At 70.7% G+C, this 20,711-nt stretch carries 23 protein-coding genes; 7 read left to right on the top strand and 16 right to left on the bottom strand.

Features of this window, described 5'->3' with window-relative positions; all coding sequences use genetic code 11:
• Nucleotides 1-36 precede the first annotated feature (36 nt).
• Complete coding sequence (locus tag OG435_RS28765; RefSeq protein WP_323187919.1) at nucleotides 37-366, top strand: nuclear transport factor 2 family protein; 330 nt, start codon at nucleotides 37-39, stop codon at nucleotides 364-366.
• Nucleotides 363-980: an NAD(P)-dependent oxidoreductase gene (locus OG435_RS28760; RefSeq protein WP_266880839.1), complete on the top strand. Its 618-nt coding sequence runs from the start codon at nucleotides 363-365 to the stop codon at nucleotides 978-980. The genes OG435_RS28765 and OG435_RS28760 overlap by 4 nt, the downstream gene beginning before the upstream one ends.
• Before the next feature lie 9 nt (nucleotides 981-989).
• On the opposite strand, the gene OG435_RS28755 is transcribed toward OG435_RS28760, so the two are convergent.
• The gene (locus OG435_RS28755) at nucleotides 990-1,490 is read right to left on the bottom strand and encodes an ATP-binding protein (RefSeq protein ID WP_266880838.1); all 501 of its coding nucleotides are present in this window, start codon (nucleotides 1,488-1,490) and stop codon (nucleotides 990-992) included.
• Between the two features lie 250 nt (nucleotides 1,491-1,740).
• Here OG435_RS28755 and OG435_RS28750 point away from each other — a divergent pair, with 250 nt between their 5' ends.
• Together OG435_RS28750 and OG435_RS28745 are read left to right on the top strand one after the other, a co-directional pair.
• Nucleotides 1,741-2,592 carry a helix-turn-helix domain-containing protein gene (locus tag OG435_RS28750; RefSeq protein ID WP_266880837.1) on the top strand — a complete coding sequence of 284 codons (852 nt, stop codon included), beginning with the start codon at nucleotides 1,741-1,743 and terminating at the stop codon, nucleotides 2,590-2,592.
• Nucleotides 2,593-2,600: 8 nt separating this feature from the next.
• Nucleotides 2,601-2,798 carry a hypothetical protein gene (locus tag OG435_RS28745; RefSeq protein WP_266880836.1) on the top strand — a complete coding sequence of 66 codons (198 nt, stop codon included), beginning with the start codon at nucleotides 2,601-2,603 and terminating at the stop codon, nucleotides 2,796-2,798.
• A 36-nt stretch (nucleotides 2,799-2,834) separates the two neighbouring features.
• On the opposite strand, the gene OG435_RS28740 is transcribed toward OG435_RS28745, so the two are convergent.
• The 13 genes from OG435_RS28740 to OG435_RS28680 all read right to left on the bottom strand — a co-directional run bounded on the left by OG435_RS28740 (nucleotide 2,835) and on the right by OG435_RS28680 (nucleotide 13,951).
• Nucleotides 2,835-3,470 (bottom strand): OmpA family protein, encoded by a 636-nt coding sequence (locus OG435_RS28740; RefSeq protein ID WP_266880835.1) that lies wholly within the window; start codon nucleotides 3,468-3,470, stop codon nucleotides 2,835-2,837.
• A 623-nt stretch (nucleotides 3,471-4,093) separates the two neighbouring features.
• Nucleotides 4,094-4,708, bottom strand: coding sequence for a pilus assembly protein TadG-related protein (locus OG435_RS28735; protein WP_266880834.1), 615 nt, complete (start codon nucleotides 4,706-4,708; stop codon nucleotides 4,094-4,096).
• A complete protein-coding gene (locus tag OG435_RS28730) occupies nucleotides 4,705-4,908 on the bottom strand; it encodes a hypothetical protein (RefSeq protein ID WP_266880833.1) in 204 nt (67 codons plus the stop codon). Before OG435_RS28730 ends, OG435_RS28735 begins: the two co-directional genes overlap by 4 nt.
• Nucleotides 4,909-5,018: 110 nt before the next feature.
• Complete coding sequence (locus OG435_RS28725; protein ID WP_266880832.1) at nucleotides 5,019-5,708, bottom strand: response regulator; 690 nt, start codon at nucleotides 5,706-5,708, stop codon at nucleotides 5,019-5,021.
• Complete coding sequence (locus OG435_RS28720) at nucleotides 5,708-6,946, bottom strand: sensor histidine kinase (protein WP_266880831.1); 1,239 nt, start codon at nucleotides 6,944-6,946, stop codon at nucleotides 5,708-5,710. Before OG435_RS28720 ends, OG435_RS28725 begins: the two co-directional genes overlap by 1 nt.
• Nucleotides 6,947-6,949: 3 nt before the next feature.
• Nucleotides 6,950-7,840: a DUF5936 domain-containing protein gene (locus tag OG435_RS28715; RefSeq protein ID WP_266882159.1), complete on the bottom strand. Its 891-nt coding sequence runs from the start codon at nucleotides 7,838-7,840 to the stop codon at nucleotides 6,950-6,952.
• 13 nt (nucleotides 7,841-7,853) lie between these two features.
• Entirely contained in the window at nucleotides 7,854-8,792 is a 939-nt protein-coding gene (locus tag OG435_RS28710; RefSeq protein WP_266880830.1) for a type II secretion system F family protein, read from the bottom strand.
• Nucleotides 8,789-10,150 (bottom strand): CpaF family protein, encoded by a 1,362-nt coding sequence (locus OG435_RS28705; RefSeq protein WP_266880829.1) that lies wholly within the window; start codon nucleotides 10,148-10,150, stop codon nucleotides 8,789-8,791. The genes OG435_RS28710 and OG435_RS28705 overlap by 4 nt, the downstream gene beginning before the upstream one ends.
• Nucleotides 10,151-10,157: 7 nt before the next feature.
• Nucleotides 10,158-10,535, bottom strand: a complete 378-nt coding sequence (locus tag OG435_RS28700) for a TadE/TadG family type IV pilus assembly protein (RefSeq protein WP_266880828.1) — start codon at nucleotides 10,533-10,535, stop codon at nucleotides 10,158-10,160.
• A 1-nt stretch (nucleotide 10,536) separates the two neighbouring features.
• Nucleotides 10,537-10,872 (bottom strand): TadE/TadG family type IV pilus assembly protein, encoded by a 336-nt coding sequence (locus OG435_RS28695; RefSeq protein ID WP_266880827.1) that lies wholly within the window; start codon nucleotides 10,870-10,872, stop codon nucleotides 10,537-10,539.
• A 78-nt stretch (nucleotides 10,873-10,950) separates the two neighbouring features.
• The gene (locus OG435_RS28690) at nucleotides 10,951-12,276 is read right to left on the bottom strand and encodes an AAA family ATPase (RefSeq protein WP_266880826.1); all 1,326 of its coding nucleotides are present in this window, start codon (nucleotides 12,274-12,276) and stop codon (nucleotides 10,951-10,953) included.
• Nucleotides 12,277-12,283: 7 nt separating this feature from the next.
• Nucleotides 12,284-12,988: a Flp pilus assembly protein CpaB gene (cpaB, locus tag OG435_RS28685; RefSeq protein ID WP_266880825.1), complete on the bottom strand. Its 705-nt coding sequence runs from the start codon at nucleotides 12,986-12,988 to the stop codon at nucleotides 12,284-12,286.
• Nucleotides 12,989-13,027: 39 nt separating this feature from the next.
• Nucleotides 13,028-13,951, bottom strand: a complete 924-nt coding sequence (locus tag OG435_RS28680) for a hypothetical protein (RefSeq protein WP_266880824.1) — start codon at nucleotides 13,949-13,951, stop codon at nucleotides 13,028-13,030.
• Between the two features lie 367 nt (nucleotides 13,952-14,318).
• On the opposite strand from OG435_RS28680, the gene OG435_RS28675 reads away from it, so the two are divergent.
• A complete protein-coding gene (locus tag OG435_RS28675; protein ID WP_430625702.1) occupies nucleotides 14,319-16,016 on the top strand; it encodes a chitinase in 1,698 nt (565 codons plus the stop codon).
• Between the two features lie 110 nt (nucleotides 16,017-16,126).
• Complete coding sequence (locus OG435_RS28670) at nucleotides 16,127-17,464, top strand: M14 family metallopeptidase (protein ID WP_266880823.1); 1,338 nt, start codon at nucleotides 16,127-16,129, stop codon at nucleotides 17,462-17,464.
• 71 nt (nucleotides 17,465-17,535) lie between these two features.
• Here OG435_RS28670 and OG435_RS28665 read toward each other — a convergent pair whose 3' ends face one another.
• Nucleotides 17,536-17,898 (bottom strand): DoxX family protein, encoded by a 363-nt coding sequence (locus OG435_RS28665; RefSeq protein WP_266880822.1) that lies wholly within the window; start codon nucleotides 17,896-17,898, stop codon nucleotides 17,536-17,538.
• Nucleotides 17,899-17,979: 81 nt separating this feature from the next.
• On the opposite strand from OG435_RS28665, the gene OG435_RS28660 reads away from it, so the two are divergent.
• Entirely contained in the window at nucleotides 17,980-18,840 is an 861-nt protein-coding gene (locus OG435_RS28660; RefSeq protein ID WP_266880821.1) for a LysR substrate-binding domain-containing protein, read from the top strand.
• On the opposite strand, the gene OG435_RS28655 is transcribed toward OG435_RS28660, so the two are convergent.
• Nucleotides 18,837-20,705, bottom strand: coding sequence for a serine/threonine protein kinase (locus OG435_RS28655; RefSeq protein WP_266880820.1), 1,869 nt, complete (start codon nucleotides 20,703-20,705; stop codon nucleotides 18,837-18,839). The genes OG435_RS28660 and OG435_RS28655 overlap by 4 nt on opposite strands.
• Between the last annotated feature and the right edge of the window lie 6 nt (nucleotides 20,706-20,711).

Raw genomic sequence — 20,711 nt, 5'->3', positions numbered from 1 at the left:
GCACGGACCCACCCACACACGGCAAGGAGCACCACCATGAGCACGAACACGAGCACGAGCACGAACACGCAGGACAACATCACCGTCGTCCGGAACTTCATCGACAACGTCCTGAACACCGGGGACCTCTCCGCCCTGGAGCGTTACTGGGCCGAGGACATGGTCTGGCGCGGGGGCAGCCTCGGTGAGTACCACGGCCTGGCGGAGTTCAAGAAGTTCGCCGAGGCCAACGCCGCCGGAGCTTCGTCGAGGACATCCTCGCCATGCTCCTGCAACTCTGCATCACCAGCCTGCCCGCCACCTCCTCCTCCTGACACGGCGACCCGCACCGGCTCCCGCGACGACAACAGAAGAGCACCGCCATGAGAATCACCGTCTTCGGCGCCAGCGGCAGCGTCGGCTCCGCACTCGTCCCCGAAGCCCTGCGCAGGGGCCACGAGGTCGTCGCCGTCACCCGCGACCCCGAACACATCGCGCTCCGCCATCCGGGGCTGACGGTCGCGGTCGCCGAACTCGACCACCCACCGGCCCTGGAGAAGGCCCTCGCCGGAGCCCGAGCAGCGATCATCACCCTCGGCGACCCCATCTGCGACACGGGCACCCGGGCCGTACTCGCGGCGATGCGGAACACCGGCGTGGAGCGCGTGGAGGTGCTCACGGGATTCGGCACCAGCGCGATCAGCCGGCGCCGGCTCGGCCCCGCGATGCGCGGCACGGTCGGCGCGGTCCGTCTCCTCGTGCGCACCGGCTTCCGGGCCAAGGAGCGGCAGGACGCGTACGTACGCCGCTCCGGCCTCACGTACACGATCGTCCAGCCGCCGACCCTCACCTACGGCCCCGCCACGGGCACCTACCGGCACGGGGACTACCGGGGAAAATCCATCCTCGGCAGGATCTCCCGGGCCGACCTCGCCGCCTTCATGCTCGACAACCTGGAACAGGACCGCTACCTGGACCAATCCGTCTACGTACAGAACTGAAGGGCCCTCTCAGGAGGCCAGGTACCCGGCGGCCCCTTCGACCGGCAGGCTGGCCCAGGTCCGGGTCCCGCCGCCGGGTTCCCGGGACTCCCCGAAGCCCCAGGCTCCGCCACAGTCCCGCACGACGGCGGCCATCACCCGCAGGGCGGCGCGGCGACGGGCCTCGCAGTGGGCGGCGAGGCGGGGGTGGGTGTGAGGAGTGTGCCCGTCGTAGACCGTGAGGCGGAGGGCGGCTTCGCGGTGACGGAGGGCGAGATAAAGACTCCGGCCGGGGTCCAAGTACCAGGCAGCGGCGATGAGTTCGCCGACGACCTGTACGGCGGCGGGCACGACCCGGTCGAGGTGGTGTGCGTGGAGCACGGACCGTACGGTGCTGCGCGCGATCTGGGCGCTGTACGGCTCCCCGGGCACGGTCAGGCTGCACGACAGCCCGTCGGGCGACGGCGGCTCGTCGCTTGGCGGGCAAGCGTCGAAACAGCCGGGGCTGGGGGGCATGAAGGGGCTGAGCATGACGGACTCCCTGTCGCAACGCGGATGAGGACGCAACTTCGGTGAGCTCGACGCGCACGGGTTGCTCTCGCGTTTGGTGGGGGCAGTGGCTCGTCGCCGAGGCCGAGGCATGCTGCGGCGATGCACTTCCAACTCCCTTGCGTGAGCGGTGCACTACCCAAGGTAGCGAAGTTGGTGGTGAATTCGCCACCGCAGTACGGAAGTTTGCCCACTGTGGATCCCTGGGCCATCGACACGGCAGACTGCAGCCATGCCCCCAAGGACCTCGCCGACCGAACGACAGAAGCGACTGGGTGCCGAGCTACGCAAGCTGAGGCTGGCCGCAGACGTTTCCGCCGAGTCCGCCGCAGGACTCCTCGGTGTCGACCGCTCCAAGATCTCCGCCATCGAGCAGGGAATCCGCACCATCAGTGAGGAGCGTCTCCGGTCGCTGGCCTGTCACTGCGACTGCGCCGACGAGCGGTACATCGACGCACTCGTCGACATGGCGCAGCCCCAGAAGCGCGGCTGGTGGGAGCACTACCGGGGCCGACTGTCGTCGGCGATACTCGACATCGCCGAGCTGGAATCCCACGCGACACGGATCCGGTGCGCGCATTCGGTGCACATTCCCGGACTCTTGCAAACCAGTGATCACGCACTTGCCATTTTCCGGTTCGCAGTACCGGCCCTCCCAGAGCCAGAAGCCGCCCTGCGACTGGCGCATAGACTGGAACGGCAGCAGGTACTGGAAGGCGCCTCGGCGCCCGAGTACGTCGCCATCCTGCACGAAGCGGCGTTGCGGATGCAGTTCGGTGGCCGCCTCGTAGCGAGGGCTCAGCTGGAGCACCTTCTCCAGTTTTCCGAGCGGGACACCGTCACCATCCGCGTCCTCCCCTTCGAGGCCGGAGGGTTCCCCGGTGCCGGCCAGACGGTCAACTACCTGGAGGGGCCGGTCCCGCAGCTCGACACCGTGCAGAGCGACAACACGCACGGACCCGACTTCCTGCACACCGAAGTCCAACTAGCCAAATATCGCGCCCAATTGGACTGGACGGAACGGCTTAGCCTTGCGCCTGACAAGTCCCGTGACTTCATCCACGATGTGGCGCGCCAACTGTGAGGGGAACGATGGCCGACATCACTTGGGAAGACCCCTATTGCGCTGAGGCCAGCGCTTGCTACCGGATCGGGGTGGACGGGGACGGCAACAGCTACATCGCACTCTCCGGCCAAGAAGACACCTACCTCACGGACACCCGCCAGGCACTGCAACAACTCATCCGGGACATCAAGGCCGGCAAGGCCGACCACCTGCTGACGGACTGACCCCGCCCCCGCCGGAGCGGGCGACGGGGTCGCGGCCTACTTGATGCTGCGCGGGAAGGTGATCTCCACGCGGCGGTTCTTCTTGCGGCCTTCCTCGGTGCCGTTGTCGGCGATCGGGTAGTCCTCGCTGTAGCCGCGTACGTCGAAGGTGACGCCCGGGTTGGTCACCGTCTTCGCCAGCTCGGCCTGGACCGCGTCGGCACGCTTCTTGGAAAGTTCCTTGCCGTGCTCGTAGCTGCCCTGGTCGTCCGTGAAGCCGAAGACTCGGACGGTGGTGGCCTTCTGGGTGTTGATCTCCTGCGCGATGGCCTGGATACGGGCGGCGGCCTGGGCGTTGAAGATGGCACTGTCCTCGGGGAACATCACCTCGGACTGGAGCGCCATCATGACCGTCTGGTTCGTCTCCTGACGCCGTTCCTCGCCGCCGATGTCTTCGACTACCTCGACCATGTCCAGCACCTTGGGAGGTGCGAGGACACCCCCTTGGGGCAGCTTCAACCCTGGGGAATCGGCTTTGATGGGCACGGGCGTCGAGGCAGAAGGTTCCGTCCCGGGAGGTACGGATGGCGTGACGTCGTCGGCCTGCGCGCTGGTCGCCCCGGTGAAGTGGACGCCCGCGATGATGAGACCGGCGACGGCCGTGGCTGCCGTGATGCGATGACGTTTGGTCATGGGGTCACCCGGAGAGTTTGACGGTGGCCGCGGCAAAGATCGGCAGACTGAAGGAGACATCGGTGGTGGTAGCCGGCGGCGAGGGGAACTGTGCGAAAAAGGCGGCACTCTCCCCACCCTTGATGGACGTGAGACCGGTAGTGCATGCACATCGTCCCTCTGTGTCACGCAGCACGGGGTAGCGCTTCTTGCCAACAGCGTCGACCAAGCTTGCGCCGGCAACGGACCCGGGACTGGCCGTCCTTTCTTCACCGCGCAAGGCCCCGAGGCTAGTGAACCTCTCGGATCCTGTGTTCTTGATCTGACCGCTTACGGTGACATAGCCATCTGGGTCGCGAACAGCCGAATTGATTTCCATTACGAGACCGGAAGGCCCTTGTGCCGTAGCAATTACTTCGAGAGGCCCCGAGCCCTTGCTTGCGCTGGGCGCGGGCTGCTCAGGGCTGCTTCCTTGGTTCTGGGGAGTCTCGGACCCCTGGGACTCCTTCGGCTTCTCACCTGCTCCGCCGCACCCGGCCAGCGCGAGGGCCAAGACCGCCGCAACCGCAACGGCCGCTCCCCCGCGGACCTTCACCTTCTGCCGAATGCTCATGTTCTCCGCTTCCTTGTCCTTCGGTTCGTTGTCAGTTGATCAGTCGCACATTGAAGAGCTGCCTCGCCAGCTTGGTCAATGAACCTGGTGTCGAGGGGTCCACCGTGACCACGCCTCCGCCCCTGCAATCGATGGCGACCGGACCGGGTGTCGCGCTGGGCGACGGTGTCGCTGTGGGGGTCGGCCCCGGCTTCAAAGTGCACCGAGGCTCGATCACGGCAGTCGCTGCGGCGTGGCCTTTCATGTCCTCGGTTCCGGGGATGACCGTGTCCCCAACCGCCTTGTCAGTCTCCGTGGTGACGGTGAACCTCAAAACCCCAGCGCTGCACTCCGCAGTGGCACCGTTCGAGGCGGCAAAATCGCTCGCCTTCGCGCAAGCCCCATTCGGGTCGAGCCGATCACCGTCAAGGATGTCCTCCCAGTCGGCGGGTGTGAGCGTGAGGAGATCCATGCCCACGAGCAGGTTGTCCCTGGTCTCCCGGGCAGCGGCGAGCGCTGCCGCGTCGGCGGCACCTTGCGCATCGCTGCGCGTGGCCCCCGCCATCCCGACGGCGACGAAGGCCAACGCGGCGAAGAGCAGGCAGGCCATCATCGCGGCATAGAAGGGGAGGACCTGGCCCCTGTCACCCGAGCCCGGGCCGGTCAATCGCCGACAATGTCCGCCAAGGCCCCATCGATGGCACCCACGATGTCGCCTGCCAGCCCAGACGCGATGATCGCCGTGATGATCAGCGCAATGATCACGATGATCCCCAGATACTCGAAGACCGTCTGCCCCTCGTCCCCACCCCGCCGCACGCGGTTCTTCCGCTCGACGATCGCCTTGAGCAGTCTGAGGTTCTGCATGGGAGTCCTCTCCAGAGCCGGCGCCGTTATCGGTTCGCGGACGGTACGTCGACGCACCAGCAGTTGCAAAGGGTCCCGGGACCCAATTACGGACCCACTGCGCACTCCGTCTACCCATGGCCAGCCACCCCCGGACGGGCGGTTCCCAGCCAACGGGCTATCGCCTCGCTGCGCGTGGCCGTCTGGAGCTTCGCGAAGATCCGGTTGATGTGGTTCTTGACCGTCTTCTCGCTGATAAAGCAACTGGCTGCGATCTGCTGGTTACTCATGCCGGAAGCGATGAGACCCATGACCTCCTCCTCACGTGAACTCAGCCCGAACACAGCATGGTTGGGAAGCCTCTCCGACGACTGTCCCACAGTTCGTTGCGGATGCGAAGAGGTCCGCAGTTCCGCGAGCACCGCGCTCGCCGCCGTCGGGCTGAAGTGCGCCCGCCCCGCGCGGACGTCGCGGACGGCCGCCACCAGGTGATCCGGCGTGAATTCGCCGTGCACCAAGTAGCCGCCCGCACCCAGCAGCAGCGTCTCCCGGACGATCTCCGCCTCCTGGCTGTACGTCAGCATCAGCACGGGTGCGAGCCGCACGAGGTGCGGCAGGGCCGAGATGCCGTCCACGCCGGGCATCCGGACGTCCAGCAGGATGACGTCGGGGGTGTGGAGGCGGGTCAGGTGGAGGGCTTCGCGCCCGTCCGCGGCCTCCGCCGCCACCTCGATGCCCTCCGCGGTGCCCAGGAGGGCCGCCAGGCCGGCCCGTACGACCGGGTTGTCGTCGGCGATGAGCACGCGCAGCGGCGACGCCATCAGACGCCCCTCCCCGTCGCCAGGGCCGAGAGGGGAAGGGCCAGGCGGACCTGTGTCCCCGGCTGCCCGCCCGGGCGGGCTCCTATGTGGAGGCGGGCGCCGATCGCGGCCGCGCGTTCCGCCATGCCCAGCAGGCCGAAGCGGCCCGCGCCGCGCAGCGACGCGAGGTCGACGCCGTCCGGGAGGCCGCGGCCATCGTCCTCGATCACCAGCACCAGTTCGGAGGCGGCGACGGCCGCCGCGACCGTGATCCGGGCGGCTCCCGCATGGCGGCGGGCGTTCTCCAGGGCCTCGCCCGTGACCGCCAGCAGGTGCCGGGCCACCGGGGAGGGCACCACCGGAAGGGTGCCGGTCACGCGCAGCTCGGCCGCATCGGCATCGATCCGGGCGCGGAGTTCCGCGGCCAGGGACACCCCCGGCGCGGCCGTGTCCCGGCGCAGGTCGGTCAGTACGTCCCGGGACTCCGCCACCGCGCGGCGGGCCGCGCCGGACACCACGGCGGCCTGGCGGCGGAGGGCGGCCGGGTCCGTCGTACGGGTCAGGGAGTCGGCGGCCAGGGCGAGGCCGTGCAGGGTCTTCGCGACGGAGTCGTGCAACTCGCGGGCCAGGGCTTCGCGTTCGGCCTGTACCGCCTCCGTCACCGCCAGGCGGGCGCGGGTCTCCAGCAGAGCCTGCCCGGCCGTTCCGAAGCGGAGGAGCAGGCCGCGCAGGGAGGACCCGGCCGCGCCCGCCAGGACGCAGAGCACCGCCAGCGTCAGGGCTTCGGCGACGAGCGCCACCACGGCAGCCTGGACCAGCGCGTACACGGCCGCGCCGGGCCGGCCGTAGACGATCCCGGCGAGCAGCGGGGTGCACACCGAGGCGAGGAGGAGCGGGGAGCCGGGGGTGGCCGTCAGGAACAGGAGTCCGCCGAAGAGGGCCCAGTCGACCGCCAGCGGCCAGCGGTGGCGCAGGAGCAGCGGTCCGAAGCGCTCCCAGTCGCGGAACAGGACGTAGGAGAGGAGGAAGGTGAGCAGGACCGCGCCGCCCGCCAGGTGGGTCGGCGCCCCGGGCGCCGTACGGCTCAGCACCACCGGCGTCGCGAGGGCGATCATCACGAGGCGGAAGGCGAAGACCTGGCGGCACAGCGCCTGCAGGGCGTTGGCCTGGAGGGCGATCGGCAGGTGCACCGCGGGGCGGGGGGACGGCCGGTCCCGTGCGGCGGCGAACTCCGTGACGTCGTCCAGCGAGGCGGGCATGGCTCAGCCGCCCCCGAACAGGGCGCCGAAGTCGACGTCCGCTCCGTACACGAACCCGCCGATGAGCAGGATCATGGTGCCGGGGAGCATGAACATCGTGACGACGAAGGTGGCCTTCGGGACGGCCTTGGCGGCCCGGCGGCGGGCGTTCTGGGCGTCCGTGCGCCGCATGTCCTCGGCGATGGCGATCAGGGTGTCGACGATCGGGGAGCCCAGTTCCTCGCCCTGCTGGAGGGCGGTGACGAACTGCGCGACCTGCTCGGAGTCGTTGCGCCGGCGCAGTTCATCGAAGGCCTGGCGGCGGCTGACGCCCATGGTCATCTGCTGGAGGGTGATCCGGATCTCGTCGGACCACGGGCCCTCGTACTTGTCCGCGACCCGCTCCAGCGCGGGCCGGAAGCCGAGCCCGGCGCTGACGACCACGGCGAGGACGTCCAGGAAGTCCGGCAGGGTCCGGTCGATGTGGTCGCGGCGGATCCGGATCGCCGACCAGAGGCCGGCCTCGATCCAGAACAGGCCGAAGGCCACCATGAGGAGCGCCAGGATCAACTGGCCGTTGATCAGCATGGCGAAGGCCCCGACGCCGCCGAGGAAGGCGTACACGGCGCGGCGGGCGGCGTAGCGGTCGATGGTCAGGCCGGACGGGTTGCCCGCCGTGTCGATCTGGCGGCGTTTGCGCGCCACCCGGTCGGGGCCCATCAGGCGCAGTATCAGCGGCGCGTAGCGGATGCCGATGCGGTCGACGAGGGAGCCGACGGCCGTCGTGCGGGTGGCGCCGACCTCCAGGGCCAGCATCAGGTCGGACGGGAGTTTGGTGTCGGCGCGGTAGAGCCGGATGCCGTGGAACACGCCGAGGACCGACAGGGCGAAGGCCAGGGCCAGGAGCAGCGCGATCATGCCGGCCTCCTCATACGTCGATCTTGGACAGGCGGCGGATGGCGACGAATCCGAGGGCGAAGAGGCCGAGGGCGACCAGGACGGCGGTCTGTCCGATGCCCGCTCCGGTCATCCGGTCCAGGGCGCCGGGCATCATCGCGTCCACGAGGAGGAGCGAGCCGACGCCCATCACCGGCACCAGGTACGCGGTGGCCGTGACCTGGGACAGCTGGGTACGGACCTCCCTACGGGTCTCCTTGCGCTGCTCCAGCGTCACCGTCAGGTTGCGCAGGCTGCCGACGATCGCGCCGCCCGCGCGGGCGGACAGGACGAGGGTGGAGACGAGGACGACCAGCTCCCGGGAGGGCAGCCGCTCTTCGATCTCGCCCAGGGCCTCCTCGATGGAATGGCCCACCGCGAGCCGGTCGGCGACCCGGGCCAGTTCCTCGCCGGCGGGTGCCTCCAGCTCCTCGGCGGCCATGCCGATGGCCGTACGCAGGGCCAGGCCGGCCTGGGTGGCGTTGGCGAGGATCCGCGACAGGTCGGGGAGTTGGTTGATGAACCGCTCGGTGCGGCGCGACCGCTGCCAGTTGAGGAAGGCATTGGCGCCCCAGAGGGCGATCAGGCCCGCCACCGGGCCGAAGAAGGGAGCCAGGAAGGAGGCCGAAACCAGCCAGAGCCCGGCGACCGTGGCCAGCATGTAGACGAAGTACTCGCCGACGGTGAGGTCCAGGCCGGTCACCCCGAGCTTGCGCTCGATGCCGCGGCCCAGCTTGGTCCTGCGCAGGCGCCGGTCCACGCCCGGGAAGCGGCGCGTGCGGCCGAGGGGCGCGGGGAGGCCGGTCGCCGAGAGGCGTTCGATGAGCGCGGCGCGCTGGGCGCGGCCGGCGGCGTAGGCATGGAGCCCGGCGACCACCAGGACGCAGGCCAGCAGCGTGGCGCCGAGGGTGAGGAGGATCAGTGGGTTCACAAGGCGGTCCGGGTGATGCGGGCGGGAAGGGGGTCGGTGAGCGGGTCCGGGGCCACCGGCTCGACCCCGAAGGCCTGCGGGATCGGCTGGTTGTTCATGTAGAGGCGGTCCGCGAGCCAGCGGGGCAGCGGGTAGTACTCGAAGCGGCCGTGGACGCGGCCGTCGGGGCCCATGGGCATCGCCGCGAAGCGGCAGACCGTCGTGATGCGGAAGGGCTCGCGGCCGTGCGAGTCGAGGAGGGAGATCTCGGTGATGCGGCGCGTGCCGTCGCCGAAGCGGGTGAGCTGGACGATGACGTGGACGGCGCTGTTGATCTGGTCCTGGAGCGCCTCGAAGGGGATCTCCACCTCGGACATCGAGGCGAGGGTCTGCAGGCGCATCAGGGCGTCGACGGAACTGTTCGCGTGCACGGTGGCCAGCGAACCGTCGTGACCGGTGGACATCGCCTGGAGCATGTCGAGCGTCTCGCCGCCGCGGACCTCGCCGACGATGATGCGGTCGGGGCGCATGCGCAGGGAGTTGCGGACGAGGTCGCGGATGGTGATCTCGCCCTTGCCCTCCACGTTGGCCGGGCGGGACTCGAGGCGGATGACGTGCGCCTGCTGGAGCTGGAGCTCGGCGGAGTCCTCGATGGTGATGATGCGCTCGCCCTCCGGGATCAGGCCGGAGAGGGCGTTGAGGAGGGTGGTCTTGCCGGTGCCGGTGGCGCCCGAGACGATCACGTTCAGCTTGGCCGCGACGAGTCCCGACAGCAGGAGGACCATCTGCTCGTCCAGGGAGCCGACGCCGATCATCTCGTGGAGAGTGAAGGCGCGGGGGAAGCGGCGGATGGTGAGGGTGGCGCCGGTCAGCGAGAGCGGCGGGATGATCACGTTGACGCGCTCGCCGCTGGGCAGGCGGGCGTCGACCATCGGATTCGCCTCGTCCACCCGGCGGTTGACCGTGGAGACGATGCGCTCGATGGTCTGCATCAGCTGCTCGTGCGAGGCGAAGCGGAGCGGGAGCTGCACCACGCGGCCCGCGCGCTCCACGAAGATCTGGTCGGGGCCGTTGACCATGATCTCGGAGATGGTCGGGTCTTCGAGGAGCGGTTCGAGCACGCCGAGGCCGAGGGCCTCGTCGACGACGCGGCGGATGAGCTGGGCGCGCTCGGCGGTGGAGAGGACCGGGCCCTCGCGGCTGATGATGTGGCCGAGTACGCGCTCCAGTCGCGCGCGGCGCTCGGCCGGAGCGAGCGCCGACATCTCGGCGAGGTCGATCTCCTCCAGCAGCTTGGCGCGGTACGAGGAGACCAGGCGGCCGTCCTCGCGCGGGTTGTGGCGGTCGTCGGGGGTGTTCACCCTGGAACGCAGGCTCATGGTCCGGTCACCTCGGGTCGTCGTTGGGCATGACGGCGGTCCGTTCGACGGGGCGGGAGCCGATTCCGGGCACGACCGAGTTGATCGTGAGCGTCACCTTCATCCTGATCGAGTCGCGCGTCACAGAACGCTCGATGACTGCTCCCGCCACGAGGTTCGGCCTGATCGCTTCCAGGCCCGCCGCCACCCCCTCGCCCGGATAGCGCGCTTCCACCCGCGCCGCCGTACGCGCGGCCGTCTGCGCCTGCTGCGTCACGTACGCGGTCCAGCCCAGCTGGATGCCGCCGAGCCCGAGCAGGAGCAGGAAGGGCAGGAACCCGATGTATTCCAGGGCGACTTGGCCCCGGTCGCGATCACCGCCGCGGATCGCGCGGATCCGGTTCATCTCAGTCCTCCTCCAGCTCGTTCAGGGAGCCGCCGTGGCCGGTGATGGGGACACCGATGTCGAAGCCCCGGAACAGGACGCGAAGATTCATCGAGACCGTGGCCTTGTAGAGGTTCCCCGACGGCGTGCAGTTCACGGTGACGTTGTCCCACCCGCCGGAGATGTATTTCCGCCCGGCCGCATCACACGCAGCGTCGCCGTGCACCGCCCCCTCCCGCGCCGCCTCGTCCGCCGCGTTGCCCACCAGGGAGTACGCGTAGCCGATGAGCACGCACTGCCACACCGCCACCACGATCAGCAGGATGAAGGGCAGCATGCCGACGAACTCGAACGCCACCTGCCCCTGATCCCCGCGGCCCCGTATCCGGTCCCGTATCCGGCCGCGCACCCGGTCCCGTCTCCGCCCGGACACCCCTCAGCCCTCCCGCCCGCGCCGCGACCACGGCCCGAGTGCGCCCCGGTCGCCCCGGCCGCGCATCCGGGCCACCGGCCCGGAGCCGCGTACGGCCAGGGCCGCGCCGGGCTCGGCGGTCGGGGCGGCCGAGCCGGCCGGGGCTTCCTGGGCCTCCGGGGGGCTCAGCAGGCCCAGTTCGCCCGCCACCGTCCACAGGGCCTGCTTCACGGTCGAGCGGTTGTCGAGGTCCTGCACCCGGCCCGCGTCGACGACGGCCTGGAGTTCCTTGAAGGCGGCCGGCACGGGGGTGCGTACGGCCCGGGTCTTGGTGATCTTCTCTATCAGGGCGGGCTGGATCTCGGTCTGCTTGGTCCAGCGGTTGACGAGCATGGTGGTCTCCTCCGCCTTCCTGACCTGGAGCCGTTCCCACATGCGGACCATCCGCTTGGCGGCCCGTACGGCGATCACGTCGGGGGTGGTGACCAGGACGGCCACGTCGGCGAGTTCCACGGCGGCCGCGTTGGCGCCGGTCACCTGGGTGCCGCAGTCGATGACGACCAGCTCGTAGCGGGCGCGCAGGGCGGCGATCACGTGCCGGGCGGCCCGGTCGTCGACCTCCTCGCCCCGTTCTCCGTCGGCCGGGGCCAGGAGCAGCGCGAGGCCGGTGCGGTCGTCGTAGACGGCGTCCTGGAGGACGCGCGGGGAGATGTCCTGGATGCCGGCGAGGTCGGCGATGGAACGGCGGAACTGCACGTCGAGGTAGGAGCCGACGTCCCCGGCCTGGAGGTCCAGGTCGACCAGGGCGGTGCGCCGCCCGGCCGCGACCGCCGCCAGTGCGAACTGCACGGCCGCGAAGGTGGCGCCGACCCCGCCCTTGGCCCCGGTGACGGTGACGACCCTGCCGCCCGGGCCGCTGGGGAGGTCCGGGCCCCGGCCCAGGTGGCGGCGCACGCCCACGGACCACTGGGCGGCAGCCTGGACGCGGGCGGCGAGCTCCTCGTAGGCCAGGGGCAGGCCGATCAGGCCGCGGGCGCCGGAGTCCATGGCGGCGGAGAACAGCGCGGGGCTCGCGTCGGAGGTGACGAGGACGACCCCGACGGCCGGGAAGCGCAGGGCGACCTCGCGGATGAGGTCCAGGACGGGGAGCGGACCGATCCGCTCGTGTACGAGGACCACCTCGGGCAGCTCGTCGATGGACTCGGAGGCGAGCCGGGCGAGGGTGTCGAGGAGGACGGTGGAGTCGGGGACGGGGGCGGCCGGCTCGGCGCCCGGGAGCTGGCTGAGCAGGGTGGCGATGATGCGGGCGGACTCCGGGTCGCCGACCGCGGGGAGGATGCGAGTGGTCATCGGCGCCTCACTTGTCCCCTTCGAGGGTGTAGAAGCGGTCGCCCGGGTTGGGCGCCGAGTCGGTGCCGGGTGCCACCAGGGCCAGGCGTACGTGCACCGCGAAGGACTCGGCGTAGGCGACGCGCTGGCTGTCCTTGGCGGACAGGGCGAAGGTGATCGGGACGGCGTCGGTGGTGGTCTTCTTGTCGCTGTCCTTGGGGTCGAGGGGGGTGAGCTTGCCGACGTTGATGACGCGGGCGTTGGCCACCATGACCACCGACTGGTCGGGGCCGTCCGCCTTCTTGCTCTTGAACGTGCCGATGATGTTGACCTTGGCGCCGGGGGTGATCTTGCCCGCCACACCCGTCGAGGCGTCGATGAGGATGGCCATCTCCTGCTCCCCGGCCTGGAGCTTCGGCTTGTCGACGAACATGTCGCTCTGGAGCAGCGAGCCCTTCTTCAGGCCGGTGAGCGCCAGCTTGTCCTTGAGGGCGGCCAGGTCGGTGACGGCGGTCTCGGACAGCCACCGCTGGGGGACCGTGACCTGCTCGAACTGGCCTGGCGCCAGGGGGGTGTACGGGGCTATGTCGCCCTTCACCCGGTAGGCGACGACCTCGTTGCCGACCTTGGAGTTCACGTCTCCCACGACCACGAGGACTCCACCGAAGGCGGCGAGCGCGCACAGGACCGACAGGATCAGCAGGATGACGCCGCGGCGCTGGCGTGAGTTCATGGCCGTCTTACCTCGCCGTTCTTCATTCGTTCGGGCCGGTCAGTGTCTGGATCTGGATCTGGGACGGAGCTGCGCCGCGGAGGTCCCCGTGGATGTCGCCGGCGGCGGGGCCGGTGCGAGGAGCGGGGCGGCGCAGAAGCCGCAGCGGTCACCGATGAGTTCGAAGCCGCACCAGCGGCATTCCTCGCGGCGGACCGAGGCGACGAGCTGGTAGAGCACCGAGGGGTCCGGGATGGCGGCCGCGAACTCCACCAGCTTCGGTGTGGCCCACCAGGCGGGCGAGTCGGCGGGCAGCGGGTTCTCCATGACGCCCTGGACCCGCCAGGCGGGGGCGAGGTCGGAGGCCACCCAGTCGGAGGTGAGCTGGCCGCGGGCGAAGGTGAGGTGGGTGGCGAAGTCGGGGCCCGGGGGGAACGTGGCGCCGCCGCCGTGGGTTCCGCCGGAGCCCGAGCCCAGTTTGACCAGGTGCGGGGTCAGGTGGGCCAGTACGGCGAACTGGGCGTTCGGCGACCAGGACTTGGCGTGTGCCTTGAGCCCGACCGGCACCCGGTCCAGTTTGGCGACCGAGCCGAGCAGGGCGCCCGCGTAGATGTAGTGCGCGAGCAGGCGGGCGGCGGAGGCGAGCACTCCGGGGCTGAAGTCGCAGACGCTGAGCTGGCGCAGCTGGCGTACCAGCAGGGCGAAGCCCAGTGGCGGGAGATCGACGTCGACCAGCGCGATCCGGTCGGTCTCCAGGATGGACCGGACGGTGTGCAGCCGGCGGACGGCGGAGACGCGGAGCCAGGACGGTACGAGGACCACCAGGTGGCCGTGGCGCTCCAGCAGGCCGGCCGTCTGGGCGAGTGCTCCGTCGAGGTCGAGCTCCTCGGGCGGCGGCAGCACGGCGGCGGCCGGGGTGTGCCGGTCCGGGGCCGGCAGCACCAGATCGGCGCTGGTGACAGCAATGGCGATCGGCACGCGCATCCCCCCGTTCACCCCGTCATCCACGGGCGTTCCCCTGACCGCGGCGGGTGCGCGCATGCTGCGCGACCGCAAACGATCAACACCCTTCCCCCTTGCCCCAGCACCATATCCACGTCCTTCCTGGCAGGGCAGGGCCTTACACATTCCCGTGCCACGGGCACGTGTCACGGGGGGCGGGAAAATCCGGACAACAAGGATCGCAAGACGACGGACAGGTCGATCAGTTCAAGCCATATTGCAAACACTCTTGACATGGGGATTGGACTAGACCAACTTGACTGCGGGGCACCCCACTTGTCCCGCAGCACGTGCCACACCACCCGTTCTGACGCGTTCTCACTTCCCCACTCCCCCCACCGGAGCCCACGTGAACCGCATACGCTCCCTCGCCGTCCCGCTCGCCGTCACCCTGGCCGCCGGCGGGCTCACGGCCCTGGCCACCGGCACCGCCCAGGCCGCCGACGTCAACGTCGCCCGCAACGGCGGCTTCGAGTCCGGCCTCGCCAACTGGACCTGCACCTCCGGCAGCGGCGCCGTCGTCTCCTCCCCCGTCTTCGCGGGGGCCGGCGCCCTCAAGGCCACCCCGTCGGGCCAGGACAACGCCCGGTGCAGCCAGGTCGTCACCGTCAAGCCCAGCTCGACCTACACGCTCAGCGAGCAGGTCAACGGCTCGTACGTGTACCTCGGCGCGACCGGGACCGGCACGCAGGACGTCTCCACCTGGACCCCCGGCACCGGCGGCGGCTTCCAGAAGCTGGCCACCACCTTCACCACCGGCCCGTCCACCACCCAGGTCACCGTCTACACCCACGGCTGGTACGGCCAGCCGGGCTTCGTGGTCGACGAGTTCAGCGTCTTCGGCCCCGACGGCGGAGGCGGCACCGACCCCTCGCCGACCATCCCCGGCGCGCCGTCCGGCAGCGCCGTTTCCGGCCAGAGCTCCAGCGGGCTCACCCTTTCGTGGAACGCGGTCAGCGGGGCCGCCGGGTATTACGTGTATCAGGACGGCGTCCGCGTCCAGACCGTGACCTCGGGCACCTCGGCGCAGATCACCGGGCTCGCCGCGTCGACCACGTACTCCTTCCAGGTGAGCGCGTACAACGCGGCCGGCGAGGGCGCGAAGGGCGCGGCCGTCCCCGGCACCACCACGAGCGGCGGGGGCGGGAACCCGAACCCCTCGGTGCCCAGGCACGCGGTGACCGGCTACTGGCAGAACTTCAACAACGGCGCGACCGTCCAGAAGATCTCCGACGTCTCCGCGCAGTACGACATCATCGCCGTCTCCTTCGCCGACGCCACCAGCACGCCCGGCGCCATCACCTTCAACCTCGACTCGGCCGGCCTCGGCGGCTACACGGTCCCCCAGTTCAAGGCGGACATCGCCGCGAAGAAGGCGGCCGGCAAGTCCGTCATCCTCTCCATCGGCGGCGAGAAGGGCACCATCGCGGTCAACGACTCGACGTCCGCGACCAACCTCGCGAACTCCGCGTACGCGCTGATGCAGGAGTACGGCTTCACCGGGATCGACATCGACCTGGAGAACGGCCTGAACCCGACCTACATGACCCAGGCGCTGCGCGCGCTGGCGGCGAAGGCCGGCCCCTCCCTCGTCCTCACCATGGCTCCGCAGACCATCGACATGCAGTCGACCCAGGGGGGCTACTTCAAGACGGCTCTGGCCGTGAAGGACATCCTCACCGTCGTCAACATGCAGTACTACAACAGCGGCGCGATGCTCGGCTGCGACGGCAAGGTCTACTCCCAGGGCTCGGTGGACTTCCTCACCGCGCTGGCCTGCATCCAGCTCGAGGGCGGGCTCGACCCCTCACAGGTGGGCATCGGGGTCCCGGCCTCCCCCAGCGGCGCGGGCAGCGGCTACGTCTCGCCGACCATCGTGAACAACGCCCTGGACTGCCTGGCCAGGGGCACCGGCTGCGGGAGCTTCAAGCCGTCGAAGACCTACCCGGGTCTGCGCGGCGCGATGACCTGGTCGACCAACTGGGACGCCAAAGCGGGTAGCGCTTGGTCCAACGCGGTGGGTCCCAAGGTCCACGGCCTGCCGTAGCAGGTAGGTGTGTGGGGGTGGCTGATTTGGGGTTCTTGACCCGGACATGCCACGAGAGCACGCTGTGCGCGTCCGCACGGCTACCCCCACACTCCCACCCAGGAGAACGCATGCGGCTCCACCACCGCCGAAGGGCCGCCGTCACGGCTGCCCTTCTCGCGCTCGCGCTCGGCGCACCCGCCTACGGCCTGAGCGCGACGGCAGCCCCGCCGCCCACCCCGTCGACCGCCACCCAGGACGAGTCGATCGTCCAGTACGAGATCCAGGGCCCGTCCACGGCGGCCGAACGCACCTCCCTGCTCCGTACCGGCGTCTCGATCGACGAGGTGGACGCCCGCTCGGTCGTCGTCAGCGCCGACACGATGCAGGCGACCAAGCTGCGCGCCCTCGGCTACAAGCTGACCGCGCTGCCCGGACCGCCGGACCGCCGGGACGCGCGCGACATCGCCGCCGGGATCAACGACTTCCCGTCGAAGGACGCGCTCTACCACAACTACGCCGAGGCGAGCGCGGAGATCGACCAGCGCATCGCCCAGTACCCCGCGCTCATGAGCAAGCGGGTCATCGGCAAGTCGTACCAGGGCCGGGACCTCGTCGCGATCAAGATCAGCGACAACGTCGCGACCGACGAGGCCGAGCCCGAGGTGCTCTTCACCGCGCACCAGCACGCCCGTGAGCACCTGACCGTCGAGATGGCCCTGTACCTGCTCAAGGAGTTCGGCTCCAAGTACGGGACGGACTCGCGCGTCACCAACATGGTCAACGGCCGCGAGATCTGGATCATCCCGGACCTCAACCCGGACGGCGGCGAGTACGACATCGCCTCCGGCTCCTACCGGTCCTGGCGCAAGAACCGGCAGCCCAACGCCGGCTCCTCCTACGTCGGCACCGACGAGAACCGCAACTGGAACTACAAGTGGGGCTGCTGCGGCGGCTCCAGCAGCAGCAAGAGCTCCGAGACCTACCGGGGCGCGGCGGCCGAGTCGGCGCCCGAGGTCAAGGTGGTCTCGGACTTCGTGCGCAGCCGGGTGGTCGGCGGCAAGCAGCAGATCACGGCCGCCATCGACTTCCACACGTACAGCGAGCTCGTGCTGTGGCCGTTCGGGTGGACGTACAACGACACCGCGCCCGGACTGACGGCCGACGACCTGGCCGTGTACAAGAAGATCGGCACCAGCATGGCGGCCAGCAACGGCTACACGCCGGAGCAGTCGAGCGACCTGTACATCACGGACGGGACCATCGACGACTGGCTGTGGGGCAACCAGAAGATCTTCGCCTACACCTTCGAGATGTACCCGACGGGCTCGGGCGGCGGCGGCTTCTACCCGCCCGACGAGGTCATCGACCGCGAGACGGCGCGCAACAAGGACGCGGTGCTGCAGCTCCTGGAGAACGCGGACTGCATGTACCGCTCGATCGGCAAGCAGGCGCAGTACTGCCCGTAGTACGGCACGCCCGTAGTGCCGATCCCGTGTGAGCCGGGGCGCCCCACCGCCAGGGGGGCGCCCCTTCGCCGTCAGAGGCGCGCCGTCGCGAGCCAGGTGGTCACGGCCGCGGCGAGCAGGAGCGTGAGGTTGAGGGCGATCCGGCGGTCACCGCGGGCCAGGTGGACCACCGTCGCACCGATCTGCAGGAGGACGAATCCGCCGGCCGCGGCCGGGGACAGCCAGGGCGCGATGCCCGTCAGCGGCGGGAGGACCAGGCCGGCGGCGCCGAGCACCTCGACGGCCCCGATGGCCCGGACGGCCGTCATGGGGGTGCTGTCCACCCAGGCCATCATCGGGCGGAGCTCCTCGCGGCTGCGGACCAGCTTCACCCCGCCCGCGTAGAGGTAGAAGAGGGCCAGCAGGCCTGCGGTGATCCAGAAGGCGACGTTCATGGGTCCCATTCCACGGCCGGGAGGCCGCGCCCGTCCAAGACCCTTTCCGGCAGCTCGATACCGTACGGGTATCGTCGCCGCATGGAGCTCCGTACCCTGCGCTACTTCGTGGCCGTCGCCGAGGAACTCCACTTCGGACGGGCCGCCTCCCGGCTGCACATGAGCCAGCCGCCGCTGAGCCGGGCGATCAGGCAGCTGGAGACCGAGACCGGCGCCGCCCTCTTCGTCCGCTCCTCCGCCGGGGTCGCCCTCACCGAGGTCGGGGCCGTGCTGCTCGACGAGGCCCGCGCCCTGCTGGACCACGCCGAGCGGGTACGGGCGCGCGTGGCCGCGGCGGCCGGCGCCGCGGGCATCACCGTCGGGATCCTGGGAGACAGCGCCTCCCCCGACGTGATCCGGCTGGCGGACGCCTACCGCCGACGGCATCCGGACGCCGAGGTGCGGATCCGCGAGGCCGATCTGACCGATCCCACCTGCGGGTTGCGCACCGGACTGGTCGACGTCGCCCTGACCCGCGCGCCGTTCGACCGGGCCGGCCTGACCGTACGCGTCCTGCGCGCCGATCCGGTCGGAGCGCTGCTGCGCGCCGACGATCCACTGGCCGGCCGCGACGTCCTGGAGCTGGCGGACCTGGCCGACCGCCGCTGGTTCCGGTTCCCAGAGGGCACCGACGCGGCCTGGCAGTCGTACTGGAGCGGCGGCGCACCCCGGGAGGGCCCGCAGGTGCGCGCCGTGCGGGAATGCCGGCAGGCCGTCCTGTGGAACGGCACGGTCGGCCTGACCCTCCTGGACCACGACCCGGGGGCGGGCCTGACCGTGGTGCCCCTGTCCGACATGGAGCCGAGCCGCGCGGTGGTGGCGTGGCGGGCGGGCGACCCGAGCCCGCTGGTCCGCTCGTTCGTCGGGCTCGCGATCGGCGCGGCCGGCGCGGTCGGCGGCTAGTCCTTCTTCGCCTGCTCGGCGTTGCGCCAGATCGTGAGGTCGAGGGTGATGTACTGGCTCGACTCCTTCGACCCCGACTTGCCGCGGTAGGTCGCCACCGCGATGTGCCCGGCGTCGCTCAGGACGCAGACCTCGGACCCGGTCGTGAGCTGATCGAGGGTGATCTTCTCGGTGAAGCGGGTCACCTTGCGGCAGGTGTCCAGCGAGCCCTTCTCCGAGTTGTTCAGCAGGACCAGCTTCCCGTTCGCGGTGCCGAGCTCGTCATTGCCGAAGGTCGTGTCCCGGTAGTACCAGAGATCGCCCTTCCCGTAACGCACGCCCGCGCCGTTCGGCTCCTCCGCCGGACGCGGCGGATTGTCGGCGAGCAGCAGCCGGTGCGATCCGGGCATCTCGATGCCCTTGTACGAGACCGGCTGCGGGTCGACGGGCTTCTGGGCCTTGCCCGGGGAGGCGCTGGAGCCCCCCGTACTGCCGGGTGACCCGGCCGCGCCGTTCCCCTTGTCGCCGTCCGGCAGCAGGGACCCGAGGACGGCGAGCCCGATGACCGCACCCACGACGGACAGGGTGACGATCAGCCCGGTCCGCTTGGGGCGGGTCGGCGCGGGCGGGTAGGTGGGCTGCCCCCAGCCGGGGCGCTGCTGCGTGTAGTTGGGCTGGGAGTACGTCGGCTGGGCGTACGCGGGCTGCGCGTACGAAGGCTGGGGGCGCGGAGGCTGCGCGTACGCGGGCTGCGCGTACGGCTGCGGCGTCCCGTAGCCGGTCGGCACGGTCGCCTGTCCCGGCTGCGCAGGGGCGGGCCGCGGCGGGCCCGGCTGGGCCGGAGCGGCCTGCGTCGGCGCGGCATGCGCGGGCGCGGCGGCGGACGCCGGAGGCGCGCTCGGGGCCGGGGGCTGCGCGGAGACCTCCGTCGGGACGGGCGTGACCGGCCGCGGGGGCGGGGTGGGGGCCGGGGCGGGCAGCAGGTGCACCCGCTCGGTGATGGCACCGGCGACCGCGCGCGGCAGCCAGTCCTCGCCCTGGCGCAGCGGCTCGGTGCCCGCGGCTTCGTTGCACAGCGCGATGACCTCGCTCAGCGCGGGCCGGTCGGCCGGGTCGCGGCTGAGGCAGCGGGTCACCAGGGGCCGCAGGTCCTCGGGCAGCGCGCTGAGATCGGGGTCCTCGTGGACGATCCGGTAGAGCACCGCGTGCGAGGGCCCGTCCCCGTAGACGGAGGAACCGATGGCCGCGAAGGCGGCGATCTGGCCGAGGGCGAAGACGTCGGTGGCCGGGGTGATCGTGCCCGTCGACGCCTGCTCGGGCGCCATGAACGCCGGGGTGCCGATGCTGACGCCGGTGCTGGTCAGGGCGGTGGAGTCGGCGGCGCGGGCGATGCCGAAGTCGATGACGCGCGGGCCGTCGGAGGCGAGGAGGACGTTAGCGGGCTTCAGGTCGCGGTGGACGATGCCCGCACCGTGGATCACGGTCAGGGCCTCGGCGACCCCGACGGCCAGCAGCAGCACGCTGCGCGTCGGCAGTGCGCCGTGGTGGGCGACGGCGTGCGCGAGGGAGGGACCGGGCACGTAGGCCGTGGCCAGCCAGGGCTGTTCGCCCTCGGTGTCCGAGTCGATGACCGGGGCGGTGTAGAGCCCCTGGACCCGCTCCGCGGAGCGCACCTCCTGCTGGAAGCGCCGCCGGAACTCGGGGTCCTCGCTGAACTCGGCCCGGATGACCTTGATGGCGATGGGCCGGCCGCCCGGCGTGTACGAGAGGTACACCTTGCCCATGCCGCCCGCGCCGAGCACCGCCGCGAGCCGGTAGCCGCCCACGATCTCCGGGTCGTCCGCCTTGAGCGGTTGGAAGATGCCTGCCGAAGGTGCGCTGCTCATGAGGAC

The sequence above is a fragment of the Streptomyces sp. NBC_01264 genome (assembly GCF_026340675.1).
Lineage (GTDB): Bacteria > Actinomycetota > Actinomycetes > Streptomycetales > Streptomycetaceae > Streptomyces.
Note: the sequence above shows the minus strand (reverse complement) of the source record. Positions and strands in the feature narration are given on the sequence as shown.

Excerpts from the sequence above, each read along its gene's own strand:
- OG435_RS28755 (WP_266880838.1), bottom strand. The coding sequence starts at position 1,490 with ATGCTCAGCCCCTTCATGCCCCCCAGCCCCGGCTGTTTCGACGCTTGC.
- OG435_RS28665 (WP_266880822.1), bottom strand. The coding sequence starts at position 17,898 with ATGAACGTCGCCTTCTGGATCACCGCAGGCCTGCTGGCCCTCTTCTAC.
- OG435_RS28690 (WP_266880826.1), bottom strand. The coding sequence starts at position 12,276 with ATGACCACTCGCATCCTCCCCGCGGTCGGCGACCCGGAGTCCGCCCGC.
- OG435_RS28725 (WP_266880832.1), bottom strand. The coding sequence starts at position 5,708 with ATGGCGTCGCCGCTGCGCGTGCTCATCGCCGACGACAACCCGGTCGTA.
- OG435_RS28730 (WP_266880833.1), bottom strand. The coding sequence starts at position 4,908 with ATGCAGAACCTCAGACTGCTCAAGGCGATCGTCGAGCGGAAGAACCGC.
- OG435_RS28750 (WP_266880837.1), top strand. The coding sequence starts at position 1,741 with ATGCCCCCAAGGACCTCGCCGACCGAACGACAGAAGCGACTGGGTGCC.
- OG435_RS28700 (WP_266880828.1), bottom strand. The coding sequence starts at position 10,535 with ATGAACCGGATCCGCGCGATCCGCGGCGGTGATCGCGACCGGGGCCAA.
- OG435_RS28670 (WP_266880823.1), top strand. The coding sequence starts at position 16,127 with ATGCGGCTCCACCACCGCCGAAGGGCCGCCGTCACGGCTGCCCTTCTC.
- OG435_RS28740 (WP_266880835.1), bottom strand. The coding sequence starts at position 3,470 with ATGACCAAACGTCATCGCATCACGGCAGCCACGGCCGTCGCCGGTCTC.
- OG435_RS28765 (WP_323187919.1), top strand. The coding sequence starts at position 37 with ATGAGCACGAACACGAGCACGAGCACGAACACGCAGGACAACATCACC.
- OG435_RS28760 (WP_266880839.1), top strand. The coding sequence starts at position 363 with ATGAGAATCACCGTCTTCGGCGCCAGCGGCAGCGTCGGCTCCGCACTC.
- OG435_RS28660 (WP_266880821.1), top strand. The coding sequence starts at position 17,980 with ATGGAGCTCCGTACCCTGCGCTACTTCGTGGCCGTCGCCGAGGAACTC.
- OG435_RS28745 (WP_266880836.1), top strand. The coding sequence starts at position 2,601 with ATGGCCGACATCACTTGGGAAGACCCCTATTGCGCTGAGGCCAGCGCT.
- OG435_RS28680 (WP_266880824.1), bottom strand. The coding sequence starts at position 13,951 with ATGCGCGTGCCGATCGCCATTGCTGTCACCAGCGCCGATCTGGTGCTG.
- OG435_RS28655 (WP_266880820.1), bottom strand. The coding sequence starts at position 20,705 with ATGAGCAGCGCACCTTCGGCAGGCATCTTCCAACCGCTCAAGGCGGAC.
- OG435_RS28705 (WP_266880829.1), bottom strand. The coding sequence starts at position 10,150 with ATGAGCCTGCGTTCCAGGGTGAACACCCCCGACGACCGCCACAACCCG.
- OG435_RS28720 (WP_266880831.1), bottom strand. The coding sequence starts at position 6,946 with ATGCCCGCCTCGCTGGACGACGTCACGGAGTTCGCCGCCGCACGGGAC.
- cpaB (WP_266880825.1), bottom strand. The coding sequence starts at position 12,988 with ATGAACTCACGCCAGCGCCGCGGCGTCATCCTGCTGATCCTGTCGGTC.